The sequence below is a fragment of the Peptoniphilus mikwangii genome, from assembly GCF_000468535.1.
Taxonomy (GTDB): Bacteria; Bacillota; Clostridia; order Tissierellales; family Peptoniphilaceae; genus Anaerosphaera; species Anaerosphaera mikwangii.
This window is the reverse complement of record NZ_AUQY01000002.1, coordinates 14,724-31,307: the sequence shown is the minus strand read 5'-3', so window position 1 is coordinate 31,307 and position 16,584 is coordinate 14,724. Positions and strand designations below refer to the sequence as shown.

14 protein-coding genes are annotated in these 16,584 nt (G+C 28.8%); 5 read left to right on the top strand and 9 right to left on the bottom strand.

Translation table 11 applies throughout. The annotated features are described in order from the left end of the window. Window positions 1–143: 143 nt before the first annotated feature. Together M915_RS00535 and M915_RS00530 are read left to right on the top strand one after the other, a co-directional pair. Window positions 144–719 (top strand): 5-formyltetrahydrofolate cyclo-ligase, encoded by a 576-nt coding sequence (locus M915_RS00535; RefSeq protein WP_009222436.1) that lies wholly within the window; start codon window positions 144–146, stop codon window positions 717–719. Beyond that, window positions 719–1,900: a coenzyme F420-0:L-glutamate ligase gene (locus M915_RS00530; RefSeq protein WP_009222437.1), complete on the top strand. Its 1,182-nt coding sequence runs from the start codon at window positions 719–721 to the stop codon at window positions 1,898–1,900. Before M915_RS00535 ends, M915_RS00530 begins: the two co-directional genes overlap by 1 nt. A gap of 66 nt (window positions 1,901–1,966) precedes the next feature. Here the strand turns inward: M915_RS00530 and M915_RS00525 are convergent, their stop codons facing one another. Both M915_RS00525 and M915_RS00520 read right to left on the bottom strand, forming a co-directional pair. Then, window positions 1,967–3,049 (bottom strand): HAD family hydrolase, encoded by a 1,083-nt coding sequence (locus tag M915_RS00525; protein ID WP_036728375.1) that lies wholly within the window; start codon window positions 3,047–3,049, stop codon window positions 1,967–1,969. 62 nt (window positions 3,050–3,111) lie between these two features. Further along, window positions 3,112–4,614 (bottom strand): SH3 domain-containing protein, encoded by a 1,503-nt coding sequence (locus M915_RS00520; protein WP_036728372.1) that lies wholly within the window; start codon window positions 4,612–4,614, stop codon window positions 3,112–3,114. A 219-nt stretch (window positions 4,615–4,833) separates the two neighbouring features. On the opposite strand from M915_RS00520, the gene M915_RS00515 reads away from it, so the two are divergent. Further along, on the top strand, window positions 4,834–6,165 hold the full coding sequence (locus M915_RS00515) for a TraB/GumN family protein (RefSeq protein ID WP_036728369.1): 1,332 nt from the start codon (window positions 4,834–4,836) through the stop codon (window positions 6,163–6,165). A gap of 110 nt (window positions 6,166–6,275) precedes the next feature. Here the strand turns inward: M915_RS00515 and M915_RS00510 are convergent, their stop codons facing one another. Then, window positions 6,276–7,295 (bottom strand): hypothetical protein, encoded by a 1,020-nt coding sequence (locus tag M915_RS00510; RefSeq protein ID WP_009222441.1) that lies wholly within the window; start codon window positions 7,293–7,295, stop codon window positions 6,276–6,278. Window positions 7,296–7,787: 492 nt separating this feature from the next. Here M915_RS00510 and M915_RS00505 point away from each other — a divergent pair, with 492 nt between their 5' ends. Both M915_RS00505 and M915_RS00500 read left to right on the top strand, forming a co-directional pair. Next, the gene (locus M915_RS00505) at window positions 7,788–8,633 is read left to right on the top strand and encodes a DUF4300 family protein (RefSeq protein ID WP_036728367.1); all 846 of its coding nucleotides are present in this window, start codon (window positions 7,788–7,790) and stop codon (window positions 8,631–8,633) included. A 456-nt stretch (window positions 8,634–9,089) separates the two neighbouring features. Continuing rightward, entirely contained in the window at window positions 9,090–10,595 is a 1,506-nt protein-coding gene (locus M915_RS00500; protein ID WP_036728366.1) for a C69 family dipeptidase, read from the top strand. A 120-nt stretch (window positions 10,596–10,715) separates the two neighbouring features. Here the strand turns inward: M915_RS00500 and M915_RS00495 are convergent, their stop codons facing one another. The 6 genes from M915_RS00495 to M915_RS00470 all read right to left on the bottom strand — a co-directional run bounded on the left by M915_RS00495 (window position 10,716) and on the right by M915_RS00470 (window position 16,581). Then, on the bottom strand, window positions 10,716–11,510 hold the full coding sequence (locus tag M915_RS00495; RefSeq protein WP_009222444.1) for a class I SAM-dependent methyltransferase: 795 nt from the start codon (window positions 11,508–11,510) through the stop codon (window positions 10,716–10,718). Window positions 11,511–11,833: 323 nt separating this feature from the next. Then, complete coding sequence (locus tag M915_RS00490) at window positions 11,834–12,388, bottom strand: hypothetical protein (protein WP_009222445.1); 555 nt, start codon at window positions 12,386–12,388, stop codon at window positions 11,834–11,836. Window positions 12,389–12,422: 34 nt separating this feature from the next. Continuing rightward, entirely contained in the window at window positions 12,423–13,742 is a 1,320-nt protein-coding gene (locus M915_RS00485; protein ID WP_036728364.1) for a sensor histidine kinase, read from the bottom strand. After that, window positions 13,739–14,392 carry a response regulator transcription factor gene (locus tag M915_RS00480; RefSeq protein WP_009222447.1) on the bottom strand — a complete coding sequence of 218 codons (654 nt, stop codon included), beginning with the start codon at window positions 14,390–14,392 and terminating at the stop codon, window positions 13,739–13,741. The genes M915_RS00485 and M915_RS00480 overlap by 4 nt, the downstream gene beginning before the upstream one ends. A 156-nt stretch (window positions 14,393–14,548) precedes the next feature. Continuing rightward, window positions 14,549–15,925, bottom strand: coding sequence for an ABC transporter permease (locus tag M915_RS00475; protein ID WP_036728362.1), 1,377 nt, complete (start codon window positions 15,923–15,925; stop codon window positions 14,549–14,551). Window positions 15,926–15,936: 11 nt separating this feature from the next. Continuing rightward, entirely contained in the window at window positions 15,937–16,581 is a 645-nt protein-coding gene (locus M915_RS00470) for an ABC transporter ATP-binding protein (protein WP_036728360.1), read from the bottom strand. Window positions 16,582–16,584: the final 3 nt, after the last annotated feature.

Genomic DNA, 16,584 nt, shown 5'->3' with positions numbered 1-16,584 from the left:
CATTATTATATTACAAAATAATTACAAATTACAAGCCATATTGACTATGCAACACAATTAACATAAAAATTTCACACAATCATCAATAAAATTCAAAAATTTTTGTAAAATTAGTGTATAATATATCTAGTTAGAGGTGAACTATGAATAAAATTGAGTTTAGAAAATTAATGTCCAAAAAAAGAAATGAACTTTCAGAAGACTATATTGAGAATTCATCAGAAAAAATATATGAAAATTTCATAAACAGTGATATATATAAAAAAAGCAATCACATATTTATATTTGTAAGCTATAAAAAAGAAGTTAACACACATAAAATTATAAAAAAAGCATTAAAAGACGAAAAAAATGTTTATATTCCGGTAATCGACAGAAATACAATGACTATGAATGTTTCATGTCTTAGAGATTTTGATTCCCTTAAAGAAAATTATATGGGAATACTTGAACCTACGGAAAAGGATTTGAACTTTGTAGACCCAAAAATTATAGACTTGGTTATAGTACCGGGACTTGCCTTTGACAAAAATGGATACCGAATCGGATACGGCGGAGGTTTTTACGACAAATTTTTTGCTACAATAGAAACAAAACCTATCAAACTTGGAATAGGATACTCAATGCAATTTGTAGATGAAGTTATTCACGATGACTTTGATAAAGCATTAGATTATTTTTTATCTGAAAATCAGATATATAAATTAGGAGGATTTTAATGGAAAGATATGTTGGCACAGTAGTAAGAGGAATCAGAACACCCATAGTAAAAAACGGAGACGATTTAATTGAAATAGTATATGAATCAGTAATTAATGCTGTAAAATCAGAAAATATAGAAATAAAAGATAAAGATGTTGTTGCAGTTACAGAATCATTAGTTGCAAGAAGCCAAGGAAATTATGCTACAACTGATCAAATCGCAAAAGACATATCAGAAAAATTCCCAAATGAAATAGGGGTAGTGTTCCCTATACTAAGTAGAAACAGATTTTCAGTTCTTTTAAGAGGAATTGCAAAAAGCGGAAGAAAACTTCATATACTGTTCTCATATCCATCTGATGAAGTTGGAAACCATTTAATGGACGAAAAACTTTTATATGAAAAAAATATAAACCCTTATACAGATATACTTGAGGAAAATGAATATAGAAAAATATTCGGCGAAGAAGTTAAACATAAATTTACAGGTATTGACTATGTAAAACTATATAAAGAAATTGCACCTAATAGTGAAATTCATTTTTCAAATGATCCTAAAGCCATATTAAAATACACAAAAGATGTACTTGTATGCTCAATTCATACAAGAGATTTTGTAAAACAAGAACTAAAAGATGCCGGCGCAAGCATAGTATATGGACTTGATGATATCCTTTCAGGTCCGATAGACGGTTCCGGATATAATGAAGACTTCGGTTTACTTGGAAGTAACCTTTCAAATGATGAAAGAGTAAAACTATTCCCAAGAGATTGTCAAACATTTGTAGATGAACTTCAAGAAAAGTTATGTAAATATTCCAACAGACAAGTAGAAGTTATGGTTTATGGAGACGGTGCATTTAAAGACCCTGTCGGAAAAATTTGGGAACTTGCCGACCCGGTTGTATCACCCGCTCATACAAAAGGTCTTTCAGGCACTCCTAATGAGCTCAAAATTAAATATATAGCAGATACCGAATTATCAAGTCTTTCTGAAAAAGATGCTGAAAATATATTAAAAGAGAAAATAAACAATAAAGATGCAGATTTGACAGGCAAAAATGAAACTCTCGGCACAACTCCAAGAAGAATTACGGACCTTTTAGGTTCACTTGCCGATTTAACTTCAGGCTCCGGAGATAAGGGAACTCCTGTAGTATATATTCAAGGATACTTTGACAATTTTGCAAGCAAATAAATAGTTCATTGAAATTTATAAAATAAAAGATACTGAAATCCAAAAGATTTTCAGTATCTTTTATTTTTAATTTAATGATATGCTGTCTTGACTGCTTATAAATTCTCCGGTTGTTTCATCTCTTCCCTGTAATAAATATATAGTTCCGTCTTCACAATTATCATATGCAAGCTTTTTTAGTTCATTTATCTTGCCATTTTTTTTAATATTTATTATTAGTCCGACTTTTAATCCTCCATAGCTCAAAGCATCATAATCTCCATTGCTATCTCCCATAAATAATATCGGCGCCTTATTATATTTAGATTTTAATATATCTAAATATTCAGCTTTGCCTTTCATATATGTTCTCAATGAATTTTCTTTTGTAATAGGCAAAAACTTTCCATTTTTATCTTTTTCTAATTCAAGTCCTGCTATTTCTCCAATTTTAAATCCATATCCGAATTTTTTTGAAATTGCAAACTCCTCTACTACTATTTGTGAAGATGCACTGCAAATATATACATCTATATTATTCTCTCTAAGTTCTCTATATAAATCAACTTGCTGTTTTATAGCGCGAATACCGACTTTATATGACAATAATTTTCTTTCTCTAGCCAGCTCGATTTCAAAATTCATAATTTGTAGGGCTTTTTCACTCCAAAACTCAAGTGCTTTTCTTGTAATATCTCTTACATCTTCTTCCGACATATTAAAAAATAGATAAAGTATTTTATAACATGCAGTTCCATATTCTAATGTCTGTGCAAATTCTTTAAATAAATAAGCCATCATATTCACAAAATTTTTATAACTAACAGTTGATTTTATTTCACTCAACTCAATTTTAGATTTCATTTCAATTAAATCATCATAATATTCAACTGTTTTTATAATTAAATTGTCTATAAAAGAATTTATTTCTATTTCTATGTCTTTTCTTAAAACATATTCAAATTCATCTCTTGTCATACTAAATTTTAAATTAAATAGCTGATACAAAAATACGGCTTCTTCAACATCAAACATTGCAGAAGTATTATCCCAATCTGATACTGCATAATTTCTATTATATTTATTTGTAAAATTACAACTCTTATTCTCTTCTATGAGCTTTTTCAGATGATTGTAATTTTTTTCTGTCCATCCACTTTTATCTAACATATTTACCTCTATTTTATAAAAATATAAAGTCCTCTTACTGTTAATAAGAGGACTATAGAATATTATCTTCCATACGCAGGAGTTCCTTCAAACATAGTTTCTGCATCTACCTCAGGTTGATCATATAGTGAATTCTCAAATTTAGATTTTTTATTTCCATGTTCAAGTCTCACATATCCTGTTTCTCCACTTTCAAAAACCTTAACTTTAATCCATAATTTTCCGTCTGTTTCAAGTAATAAAAGTACATCATCTTTATTTACACTTCCTATAGGCTTTGTATCAGTAGGAGTCTTGTATATATTTATCACTTTTGTAGGATATACTGTAATTCTTGAATCAAAATCAAACATTTCATTAGTATCAAACTCAAGTTCAACAAACTTTTCATCTTTCAGTTCATACTTAATATCTCTAACATACGGGAAAAACATATGTTCATAAGCTCTTGTGGCAAAGACGGGCTCTTTTTCCGAGGTACAAATTGAAGCCCTGTCATAAATAACCTGATATGCTCCACCTATAAATTTAAGTTCTCCATTCTTATAATGGAACATCAAGATATCATTTCCCGTTTCTCTTGAAATAATTAATGCCAACTCTTTATAATTGTCATTAGGATCTATATCTATAACTTCAAGATCATAAATAGTATCATTTTCATCCATTCCTTTGCCATATACTTCATCTTTAATTATTTTTGTTAAATCAAAATCTTTTTCATCTATTTCAAATCTGCCTTTAAATTTTGCATATTCCATTTCTCCATCTTCATTTAGAGAATCCGCCCATCCATCAGAAACAAAATATATAGTTTCCAATTTTTTATCTCCATCTAAATCAACATTGCCTTGTTTCTTAGATGTAGATTCATAAGAATATCCGTTTGCCAATAGGTCAGGCTTCAGCATCTTCTTCCATTTAAAAGCATTAAATGAAATCTCCTTTGTAAATTCAGTTTCATATCCGAAATAAGTAGGCATATCTGCAAAATTATCAACATATAAATCCGGAAATTTGTTAGCTCTAATAAAACAACTGCTGTTTTCTCTATCATATATAGGCATTATAAAGGCTTCCCCTTTATTCAATTTGAACTTACCTAAAGATTTTTCAGCACCACTATATCGTTCAGATACTACATCAAATAAAACATTATTATTGCAACTTATGAGCATTTTATAAAATTTCGGTTTTTTTTCAAGTACGTCATCTTTATTATATGTCTCAATAAATTCCACCTTTTTCCAGACTTTCTCCGGTACAAAATTTTTTTCTTCAAATGATATTTCTACATAAGCATTTCCGTCTTGATTATAAAAATCTAAATATTTAGAAGTAAACTCTGCAATATCTTTATCAATTTTAATATTTTCCTCAACTTTATCTTCTTCTTTGACATTTTCCTCTTTAGAGTTTTCTTCTTCAGCTTTTGCATTTGTTTGAGCATTTTCCGTTTTGTTCTTTTCTTCATTTTGAACATCATTAGAAGCTTTACCGCATGCTGAAATATTTAACGCTATCACTAAACACAATATAGCTAATATTTTAAACTTACATTTCATAACTCTCGCCTCTTTTCTTTATTAAAGATAAAACTTTTGTGCAAAACTTACTTCTATTAACTCTATAATAGCATACATTTAATAAAAAAAATATATTTTTTACATTATCACACTAAATATTAGATTATTGAAATTATATATTAAAAGTTATATAATGTTGTTTCACTAATTAGATGATTTCAAATTATGTATGATTAAATTTCATGAAAGGAATAAAAAATGAAAAAAACACAAAAATTTATTACACTTCTGATTTTTATATTATTCTTTAACATAACAAATAGTTTTGCCAAAGAAAATCAACCTGTAAAGTTTAGCTCATGGGCAACATTAGCATTAGATAATGCTGCAAAGGCAGGAATATATTCACCGGACTATATGACATCCGGAAAAGATTTTACTAAAGAAATAACTCAAAAAGAAATTGAAGAACTCGATAAAAATACAAGGATGAAACTTTCAACCTATAAATTAGAAAAAAATCCTGTATTTAAAACAATAAATGTAGAGAAAAACTCTTCAAGAAAAAACATATTATACAATATTTTTAATCTAATGTCACTTTATGACAAAGATATAAATAATAATACCGATGTCATAAAATATCTTACTGAAAATAAAATTCTAATTGGAGACGGAAAGAACTTAGAATTAGATAAAAAAGCAAACTATGAGCAAGCAGTAGTATTTTATAATAGAGCACTTGAAAACATAATAAATAAAAATAATCTTGGTTCAAAGGGAATATTCTTCAAAATAGAAAACAACGGAAACACCGTATATCTATTCGGCTCAATTCATGTCGGTAACTCTTCTATGTATCCGATAGACCGTAATGTTATAGATGCCTTTAATTCTTCAAATGAACTCTATGTTGAAGCAAACATAAGTAATGCGGAATCTATAAAATATATTCAATCAAAAATGATTAGAACAGATGGAAAAACTGTAAAAGATGACTTAGGAGAGGAAAACTACAGTAAATTAAAAAATTATATGGATGGTTATAAAATTCCGGAAAATAATTATGCAAACTTAAATATCTGGTCTCTTAACAGTTTAATTACTTCACTTCCTATTCAGTCTAAAAATCCTTATGCTTCAGCTTTTGGGATAGACACATACTTTATATCTAAGGCTAACACTATGGGAAAAACAATCAAAGAACTGGAATCAACAAAATTTCAAATAGATTTATTATCTGACTTCAGCCCCGAAAAATATAAACAAATGATTATTGGATTTTTAGATAGTCCGGAAAGTAAATCAACTGAAAAATTCTTAGAGCCTATTTCAAAAATGCAAAGTTTATGGATTGAAGGCAATAGAGAATCTCTTAGTAAAATGATTGTCAAACAGGATGACTTTACAATAACTCTATTTAAAGATAGAGATGTTATGATGGCTGACAAAATTTCTGAAATGCTAAATTCAAAAGATAAAAAAATATACTTTGTTGTTGCCGGTGCAGGTCATTTTGCTCCGGATGATAGTGTAGTGAAATATCTTAAAGACAAAAACTTTAAAGTAGAAAATCTAAATATAAATTAGAAAATAATTCAAAATAAAAGCATCTCATGAGATGCTTTTATTTCTTTGCTAAGAATCATATATGACTTATTAATTAAAGAAGACCTGTTTTCACAGGTCTTTACTTTTAATTACATCGCTTTTGGAATAACTATTACCAGCAATACGATTATAAAGAATAAAATAGTATATGCCAAACTTTGTTTTAATTCTTTTTTGCTAAGCTTTGTCGTATCCTTATTCATTAACTTAGTGATACAAACTCCAATATATGCAAGTATCGGCATTATTACAAGAGCTCCCAATATCGTAACTCCCATTCCCAAAAATCTATAAAAAGTCAACAATATAAGCATAAAAGTAATTATATAAATGTTATTAAGACTTTTCTTATCAAGCCAAATAACTGCCAATGTAATTATGAAAGATACAATAAAAATTACATATGAAAGATTGTTTACCAAAGATATTCTTGATATAACAGAATTATTTTTCATTTCTTGTGCATTTACATAATATCCCGAGTCACTAAAAGTAGGATTTTCATTTTCTCCCATTTTTTGTGCATTTGTAAACTTATCCACTTTTGCATTTGTTATAAACACACTTGTTTTAGACAATACATCTTTTCCCTTATAAACTAATTCCTTAGGTTCATAAAAAATACTAAAAGAATATGTTCCTTCGATTTTCTTTAACGGTACTCTAATTTGTGAAACAGGTTTAAATTCATAATTTTGTGTTTTCTTATATGAATCTTTTAGCGAAAGCTTTTCATTAAACAGCTTTTCATTAATCTTATCATAATCTCCTTTTAAAACCACTTCACTGTGACTTGGAACTACACCGGCATTAAAAAAGATCTGCCTTACAGGTACTCCCAAAATTCTAAGGCTTGAATTATCACCTTGATACTCAAATTCAACATCATATCTAATTAAATCCCCTGAGTCAGTTTTTTCTACATTCCTTGCAACTGTCAAATTTGAAATTTCAGTAGGGTTTTTAAATAATAAACCACTGAACTCAGTTCCCTTATTATCAGGCTGTGTCCATAAAACAGATGAGCTGAATTGTTTTGTTATAGTGGAGACGAATAAAATTAAAATAAAAATTCCGAATAAAATAACATTTTTTAATTTTTTGCTCATTATTAACCTCCATAAGTCTATGAAAACATTTTAATAACTATATAATATCATATAGACTCAAAATAATAAACATATTTATTTAAAGGACTAATCATAATATCATTATAAACCTTTAACACGTAAAACTTTATACTATAATATTTTGTAAGAAAAAGATTCTAAAATTACCAACTTAACTTTCTGCAAAAATTAATACTTTTAAGGACTTAAAAAACGAAATAGAGTTGCATTTTGATTATATTGGAAAACTCACAAAAATCTTTTATTTTTTGTCATTTTAATATATCATTAGATTAGCATTTTCGTCTCTGTCGGCTATTTTTTACTGATTTAATATAATAGATGTCAGGTGTTTTTACATGTCAATATCAAAATTAAAGCATTGATTTTTCCGGTAATATCAATCTTTGATATTTGTTGTAAGTGGAAAATCTCAGTAAAATATAAAATTATAGAATAAAGATTGCTAAAAATAAAATTAAAGGAGAAAAAATGAAAAAATATAATAAAATAATCAAACTATTTATCTGTGTAGTATTAGTATTTGGAATTACAGCATGCAATAATTCACAAAAAAATTCAAAAGTAAATCAAGATGTATCAACTTATTCAAATTTAATAAGTAAAAACAGCATTGAAGAAGTTAAGTCCTTGTTGTCAGCTCATCTGGATAAAGATAGTGTAGAAGATTTTATCAAACAAGTAAATGAGTACAATGAAATTGCAAGTTCTACAGGATTAAAAGGAGATTTCACAGCATTTAAAACACCACAATACGATGTAGATAAAATCAGTACCTTGTGGCGTGAAAAGAAGGGAGATTTTATCGGAACAAATTGCAGAATTAACAGCTATATGTTGTTGAAAAAAGACATTGAAATCTCTCAAACTGAGAAGGATGACAAACTTCTATTTTTAGATGACGATGCTATTGACAAAGGAAATTTATTTAGTGCAGAAGAAAAAGAGAAATTTAAAATCTTATTCTCAAGCGTAAAGACCGAAGCAACACAAGATATCAAAATACACGCTGAAAATATGGAAAAATACTTTGAAAATATAAAGTTTAATGAAAATGCCAGGATGCTCTCTGTAATAATACACGATAATCTTGACGGCGAGTATCTCTTTGTAGGACATGTAGGTGTTTTAGTTCCCAACAGAGACGGATTTTTATTTGTAGAAAAAATCAGCTTTGAAGAACCTTATCAGGCAATAAAATTTGCGACCAAAGAAGATTGTTATAAATATCTACAGGATAAATATGCAGACTATACAGGAGAGGGTTTAGCAAAACCTTTCATTATGGATAACGATAAAATGGTTGAAGTTAAATAGATGTATATTTTTCCTTAATAGAAAAACTACATCACCCATACTTACCTATGACGTGAATCCAAGCTCAACATATCATACAGAATGGACGGTTGAAATACTTTAGTTTAATAGCTTTAAAAGCACAAATAAAAGATCTTAATTTTACTGTTAAGGTCTTTTATTATAAAATGTTTTCTTTAAGTTATAACTATTCTGTAATAGTGACAGATATTTTAATAAAGTACTCTATGTATTATTTAAAGTATATATCTTTTATACTTCAAGTTAAAATTTATATCTTAAATATTTTAATTTATCCGAAGTTTACAATAATTCAAAGCTATCTGTTATAAAATTCATATATAAAACACACATATATATAAAATTTATTTTATTAAATGTATTATAATTTAATTTGTATATAAATTTATTTTTAATATATTACCAAAAAATCAAATAAAAGAAAGGAGAATATTTATGGCATGTACTACAATTCTTGTTGGCAAAAAAGCCAGCTATGACGGTTCAACTCTTGTTGCTCGTAATGAAGACTCGGGAGCAGGTGAATTTACTCCCAAAAAATTTATAGTTGTTCATCCTAACGAACAACCGATTAAATATAAGGCGGTAATTTCCCATGTAGAAATTGAGCTTCCCGATAATCCGATGAAATATACTTCAATGCCTGATGCATTAAATGACAATGGTATTTGGGGAGCCTGCGGAGTAAATGAATTAAATATTTCTATGACTGCAACAGAGACGATAACATCGAACGAAAGAGTTTTAGGAGCAGATCCTCTTGTAGAACTTATCCCTGCAATCGGAACAGAAGGTTCTGATAATTATGTTCCCGAAAAAGTCGGAGGTATCGGCGAAGAAGATATGGTAACACTTGTTTTACCGTACATTCACAGTGCTCGTGAAGGTGTTGTAAGATTAGGAGAAATCTTAGAAAAATATGGAACTTATGAAATGAATGCCATTGCATTTCAAGATGTAAATGAGATTTGGTGGCTTGAAACAATCGGCGGACATCATTGGATAGCAAGACGTGTGCCTGATGATTGTTATGTTGTAATGCCAAATCAGCTTGGTCTTGACTATTTTGACTTAAATGATGCATTAGGAGAACAAAAGGAATATATGTGTTCTTCAGATATGCGTGAATTTATTGAAGATAATCATCTTAATCTTTCATTTGATGATGAGTTCAATGCAAGACTTGCTTTTGGAAGTCGTTCAGATGCAGATCACTCATATAATACACCACGCGCATGGGTTGTTCAACGTTACTTCAATCCCAATTCAAACTATTGGGAAGGATCGGATGCAGATTTCAAACCGGACTCAAATGATATTCCATGGTGTAGACAACCTGAATGGAAAATTACAGTTGAAGATATAAAATATGTTCTTTCAAACCACTATCAAGGAACACCTTATGACCCTTATGCAAAATATGGTGACCTTTCACTAAGAGGAGCATTCAGACCAATAGGTGTAAATCGTACAAACTTTTTAGCATTAGTTCAAATAAGACCATATATGCCTGAAGCAATTAGAAGTATTGAATGGATTGCATTCGGCTCAAATGTATTTAATGCTTTTGTTCCGTTCTATGTGAATATAGACAAAACACCGGATTATTTTGCAAATGCGGCAAAAACTGTAAATACAGACAGTTTCTATTGGGCAAATCGTTTAATAGGAGCATTGGCAGATTCACAATTCAGTCTTTGCGGTTCTCATATTGAACGTTACCAAGACTCAGTTCAATCAAAAGGACGTAAACTTCTATGTAAATATGATACTGAAATTTGCAAAAAAGAAATGACTGATGAAGAAATAAAAAAATTATGCGAAAAAGCAAACGAAGAAATTTCAACTATGGCTAAAAATGAAACTAATGATACACTCGGCAAAGTACTTTATGAAGTAAGCTGTCAAATGAAAAACGGATATTCAAGGTCAGATGCATAATAAAATGATTTAGAAAAGCACATGAACTGTACTATCTCCAAAAAGTCAGACCAAAAATCTAACAATTGGAGATCGGTACACATATCTCATGTGCTTTTTGTATATCAATATAAATCAAATTTATTTCTTACCAATCAATAATGAAGACCCTGATAATAAATATAGTTTGGATTCTTTTGGACTCATGAACATACCATTTGTAGTATCAATAAGTTCAACTCTTTCATAACCCTCTCGCTTCAGTTCCTCCATAAATTTATTCATATCTCCATAAATCATTTTAGACATTATATCGTGAATTGCAAATGTACCTCCCTTTTTTAAAACACGTAGAGTTTCCTTTAATAACTCTTGATGACTATATCCTTTAATGTTGTGATATACATAATTACTTGTTACAACATCAAATGTTTCATCCGGAAAATCTAATTTTAAGGCATCACCTTTTACAAATTCTACATTGTTAATTCCTTCAGCCTCCGCATTTTTTCTACATAGAGCTCTGCTATAATTTTTATACTCCTTACCCCAGCGATCAAGCCCTACCATTTTTGAATTTAAATTTCGTTTAGCACAAGCAATAGTTAGTGCCCCGCTACCACATCCGACATCAAGTCCTTTTCCTCCATCAGGAATCGTTACATATTCCGCAATACCCTCGATAATTTGTTTAGACATTTTTCTATCGCCCTTATAAGAAAAAGCTCTGTACAACATAGTCATAAAAATACACATTCCTGCAAAAAAAATAAATCCTACTCCGCTTATGCACATCAGTGCTATTTTTATACCGCCACTCAGATTCTCAAACACATATCCAAAAATATAAAATAAAATTCCACAAACAACAGCGGCAGCTCCTAAAGCCAAAATCAACCACTCAGGTACCCAGTTTTTATAATCAGGTTTATTCATAATAGCCTCCTAAATTAAATCTATTAATAAATTACAATATAACGACCACAAATTTGATAAATAGTACTCAAGCATACTATAAATTTATCATTTGTACTTTAATTATAACATTCTAAATTCCAAATTGACAACATTTTAATATTCATTATCAATTTATGATACTTTCGACTACCTATCATCATTTATCTTCACAATCTTTTTACGTCAACACTTTTTTGTTCTCTGTTTTTCTTTTAGAGAATAAAAAAGGACTTTTACACTTTATGTAAAATGTCCTTCAATTCCAACACTAAAAGTTTTTTCTATTAAAAACTCATTTTATCTCACTCTACTATATCAAGAAAACATCTAACATCACTTATTTCACAAAAATTGGGATCCATGTGTGTCAAGAAATGCCAATTTTTAGTGTTCTTTTTTCTATATAATATAGCTTCGCCATCTTCTGAGCCAAAATATTCTCTACTAACTTCAAAATTATTTTTTTCTAAATATTGTTTCACTATTTCGTATTTTCTTTCACGCTTCTCAATATATTCTTTTAAATCGTTATTTTCAATAGAGTATGCATCTACTCTTGTGCATCCGGGTACAATGCCATTGCCTTCGGTTGATAAATTAGAAATTTCTTTCCATATAATATCTATTCTACCATTTCCTATAAACATAAATTTTGTAAAAGGTATAATATGATTATTAAATTCCAATTCCAAATAATCGGGAATTTTATCTAATTGAATAGATTCATATATAAATCCATCTTCTTCCTCACATTTATAACCTTCTAATTTAGAAATAAATTCTCTACCCTGTTCAATAGTATCAAATAAACCTATTTCAATTCCCATGCCTTCCTGATTTAATTCTAATATATACATTTTTACTCCTTTTGAATCTTATAAAAAGTATTACCTAAACAGATAATTCTATTTTAAATACAAAACATACTTCATTTTGTAGAACCCTATATTTTATTTTATAGTTGTTCAATAGATTGCTGACAATATATAGACCTAAACCGTTGCTGTTTTCCTTATTCAAGTCAAATTTCACTTCAGAAAGTTTATCTGTATCTACAGACTTCTTATTTTCACATGAATTTTCAATGTAGAACCATTCCTTATCTACTCCAATATTTATAGTTCCATAGTCATCAGTATATTTTACAGCATTACTGATCAAGTTGGATAAAATAATTTTGAGAGCTGTTTTCCCTATATAAATCTTTTCATTTGATATAGAATTATTGATTTTTAGATTTTTTTGATTTGTTAATACTTCATATTTTTTTAATACGCCTGCTAAAATATCATTGATGTTTAACAATTCTTCATCATTTTTCAAGTGTTCTAAAGAAGAAACCGATAAAATTTGGGAAATATTTTGTGTCAGACCGTCAACTATATCAATACACTCATTAATATAAACATCCCTATCTTTATACTTTCCGATATTATATTTCATATTCTCCAATATTATTTTAAGGCTCGCAAGAGGAGTTTTAAGCTCGTGAGATGCTCCTTTAAGAAAATCATACTTTAACTTTTCTAATTTTAAAATCTCTTTATTTTTAAATTCCAAATCATCAATTGAGCTTAATAAAGTAAAATACAAATCATTAATTTGTTCTTTTAATTGTCCTACCTCATTTTTAGAATCAACTTTTAAGTAAACATTCTTATCCAGTTTCATCATTTTATCAGTAACACTTTTTATTTCTTGTATATTATTTTTTATTGATTTTGCATACATTAAAGAAACAACAACGGAAAATAAAAGCGATATTAATAATGAATATGGTAAAAATTTAAAACTTAAATCTTTTGCATCCTGCTGCATGTCTGCCGTAGAAATAAATTGTAAATATATTTTTTTACCGGTGTTAAGTTCTATTTCCCTTTCCTCAATTATCAAAGAATTGTTATCACTTTCTAAATTAACATTTACGTTATCTTCAATTTGTATTTCATTATTACTGTTTTTATCTTTTATAAATGCCTTTATTTCACTGCCCTTAGAATAAAGCTCCAAAGTCTGTTCTATATATTTTATTTCTTTTTCATTCATATTGGCCGAAATTTCATTTGCCTTATTATAAATTTCTTCTTTTCTGGTCTCCAAATATGTTTTAGGAAAAATAAAAAAAACTAATGAATGGACTAATATAATTATTATTCCAAGAACAGAAAATATTTGTATGAACATTTTTGGAAATATCTTTAAATTTTTCATTCTCTCTCCAATTTATAACCTACATTTCTAATAGTAGTAATACAATCTAACCCTAATTTTTTTCTCAATTCTTTAATATATACATCTATTACACGATCATATGGAATTTCTTCTGTTTCCTTCCACACATTATCAATTATTTGCATTCTTGTTAATGCTTGTCCCTCATTGTCTAATAAATACTTAAGTATCTCTAATTCTTTTGCATTTATGTCTATACTTTCACCGTTTATTTTTGCCGTATAGCTGGTAAAGTTTACTTCTATATTCTTATATTCAAACTTTTCTATTAGTCCAAAGTTTTTCTTAATTAAAGAATCGACTCTGGCTTTTAACACAGGTAATGAAAAAGGCTTTTCTATATAACCGTCCGCCAAATTAGTAAATGCATCAATTTTATATTCTTCATCACTAAATGCTGTTAATATTAAAATCGGCAATTTACTTTTCTTTCTTATCTCTCTTAAAACTTCTAATCCGTTTATAAAAGGTATTTGAATATCTAAAATAACTAAATTAATATCATTATTAAATTTTGACAATGCTTCTCTTCCGTCTTTTGCCTCTATAGTAATATATCCAAACTCTGATAAATACGCACTTATACCTTCTCTTATCATTTGGTCATCTTCAACAACCAGTATTCTCATAACGCCCTCCTTTTTTCATTTGATAAATATATTATATATCAAATTTTATCTTAATTTATAGTTTTTTACAAATTGCATATTCTTTCTTAATTTTTTGTTATACAATTTATTATATAATATATAAAAGTTATCGATGCACACTTGCATCGATAACTTTTACTTTGTATCAATTAATAATTCTTTCGGATTTTTCTTTAGAATACTTGATGACGATATGATTAAAGATATTATAAGCACCAAAGACATAAATAAAACTACATATATCATCGATTTCGGCATTATATTAACATCTAAACTTGTCAGAGTTTTATTGAAACCGTCAACTTCAGCTCCTCCTCCAAGTTGACTGGATGATGATTGTCTCGCTATTTGTTTTGCTATATCACCTGTAACTTTATTCAGTATATTATTCCCAAGTATTTTTCCTGTATAATCAGCTGAAAAATATGCTCCTATAAATGCAGGTATAGATATGAATAATAGTTCAATTACAAATTGTCCGAAAATTCTTGCCTTTGAAATTCCAAGTGACAATAGGACTGCAATCTCTTTTTTTCTGGCATTCATCCATAAAAATAGTAATAGTGAAACTATAACACCGGCAAATATTAATGAACCGGCAAATAACTTATTTGCTATTGAATATATCCCCGATATTGACTGTTGTAGTGCAGGGTAATTTGATGAACTCTTAATTAAATTATATTCTCTCCAATTAATATCAAGCTTTCCAAATTCTTTTATAACCTGATCTAAATTTTTATTTCCTTTTACAAAAAATGTTGCATCCTGATACACAGCAGTATCTTCAGTATTGCCATAAACTTTTGCCGCCGTATCGATATCGGTGATTAAAGTGTTTTCGTAAAGCTCTTGAGCTGCACTTACACCGCCATTATTATGACCGTCAAAAAGACCTTTTATTTCTACTTCTACCGTTTCATCTGCACCTTTTTCGTTATCGGCATCAAATAAATTGGATTTAATTTTTATCTTATCTCCGACTTTTAAATTATTCTTTTCAGCCAAATCCTTATGCATTAAAATTTTATTTTTATCTTGATATTCTAAGTGAGTTCCCTCAACTAATTTATAAACTCCAGACACAAATTTTGTTTCTTTAGAAGAATCATTAACTCCTGTTAACATAACTGTTCTTTTAAAGTTCTTTTCTCTCTCAGGAGATTGATTGGCAATTGTTTCCTCAGTTTCTATAATATCATGCCCAACCAAGTCGGCGACACTATTTATTCTTTTTACAAAATGATCTATATCTTGAGATTCAGATATCTTTTTAATATCCTGCCCTTTTACATTTCCTCCTCCTCTGGGAGTACCGGGATTTACCTGTCTATTTATTTCCATAGAAAAACTATTTGTTATATTTCCAAAAGTTTCTTCCGAAGCTCTATTTGTAGCATCCTTAATAGATAAACTAATCAGGCTTAGTGCTGACATAGCTAGAATAACTAATAATATTATTAATGACTTTAGACTTTTTCTCGTTACATATGCAAAAGCATTTTTTATCATTATTGTACCTCCTAGACAGTCTTACTTACCTTTTTTAGTTTCTTATCATTCAGCTCTAAAATAATATCTGCCGCACTTGCAACTTCTTTACTATGTGTTACAACTATCACGCACTTATTTCTTTCTTTAGCCAACTTCTTTAATATTTCTATTATCTCTCCCGCCGTAGCACTATCAAGATTTCCGGTAGGTTCGTCAGCCAGAATTATTGGCGCTTCTGATACTAAAGCTCTTGCTATGGCAACTCTTTGTTGTTGTCCCCCCGACAATTTCATAACATTTCTTTTTATCTGACTTTTATCAAGTCCCAGTTCAAGTAAAATTGTTTCAGGTGCTTTACTGTTTACTAATCTAACATTTTCAATCGGTGATAAATAATCAATTAAATTATAATTTTGAAATACCAATGATATATTGTTTTTTCTATGATTACTATATCCTTTTTTTTCTATATCTTCATCTTCAAATAAAATTTGACCGATTTTCGGTTTATCTAAACCGGCTAATAAAGAAAGCAGTGTTGACTTTCCTGTGCCGGATTTACCGATTATTGCATAAAATTGTCCAAGTTCAAATTTTTGATTTACTGATGATAAAATCTTTTCTTTAGAGTTTGAATAACTGTATGTTACATTTTTAATTTCTAATACGTCCATTAT

Bases quoted from the DNA above. Each gene is read 5' to 3' on its own strand.
- M915_RS00525 (WP_036728375.1), bottom strand. From the start codon at position 3,049: ATGTTAGATAAAAGTGGATGGACAGAAAAAAATTACAATCATCTGAAA.
- M915_RS00510 (WP_009222441.1), bottom strand. From the start codon at position 7,295: ATGAGCAAAAAATTAAAAAATGTTATTTTATTCGGAATTTTTATTTTA.
- M915_RS00515 (WP_036728369.1), top strand. From the start codon at position 4,834: ATGAAAAAAACACAAAAATTTATTACACTTCTGATTTTTATATTATTC.
- M915_RS00490 (WP_009222445.1), bottom strand. From the start codon at position 12,388: ATGTATATATTAGAATTAAATCAGGAAGGCATGGGAATTGAAATAGGT.
- M915_RS00535 (WP_009222436.1), top strand. From the start codon at position 144: ATGAATAAAATTGAGTTTAGAAAATTAATGTCCAAAAAAAGAAATGAA.
- M915_RS00530 (WP_009222437.1), top strand. From the start codon at position 719: ATGGAAAGATATGTTGGCACAGTAGTAAGAGGAATCAGAACACCCATA.
- M915_RS00485 (WP_036728364.1), bottom strand. From the start codon at position 13,742: ATGAAAAATTTAAAGATATTTCCAAAAATGTTCATACAAATATTTTCT.
- M915_RS00495 (WP_009222444.1), bottom strand. From the start codon at position 11,510: ATGAATAAACCTGATTATAAAAACTGGGTACCTGAGTGGTTGATTTTG.
- M915_RS00475 (WP_036728362.1), bottom strand. From the start codon at position 15,925: ATGATAAAAAATGCTTTTGCATATGTAACGAGAAAAAGTCTAAAGTCA.
- M915_RS00520 (WP_036728372.1), bottom strand. From the start codon at position 4,614: ATGAAATGTAAGTTTAAAATATTAGCTATATTGTGTTTAGTGATAGCG.
- M915_RS00480 (WP_009222447.1), bottom strand. From the start codon at position 14,392: ATGAGAATACTGGTTGTTGAAGATGACCAAATGATAAGAGAAGGTATA.
- M915_RS00500 (WP_036728366.1), top strand. From the start codon at position 9,090: ATGGCATGTACTACAATTCTTGTTGGCAAAAAAGCCAGCTATGACGGT.
- M915_RS00470 (WP_036728360.1), bottom strand. From the start codon at position 16,581: ATGGACGTATTAGAAATTAAAAATGTAACATACAGTTATTCAAACTCT.
- M915_RS00505 (WP_036728367.1), top strand. From the start codon at position 7,788: ATGAAAAAATATAATAAAATAATCAAACTATTTATCTGTGTAGTATTA.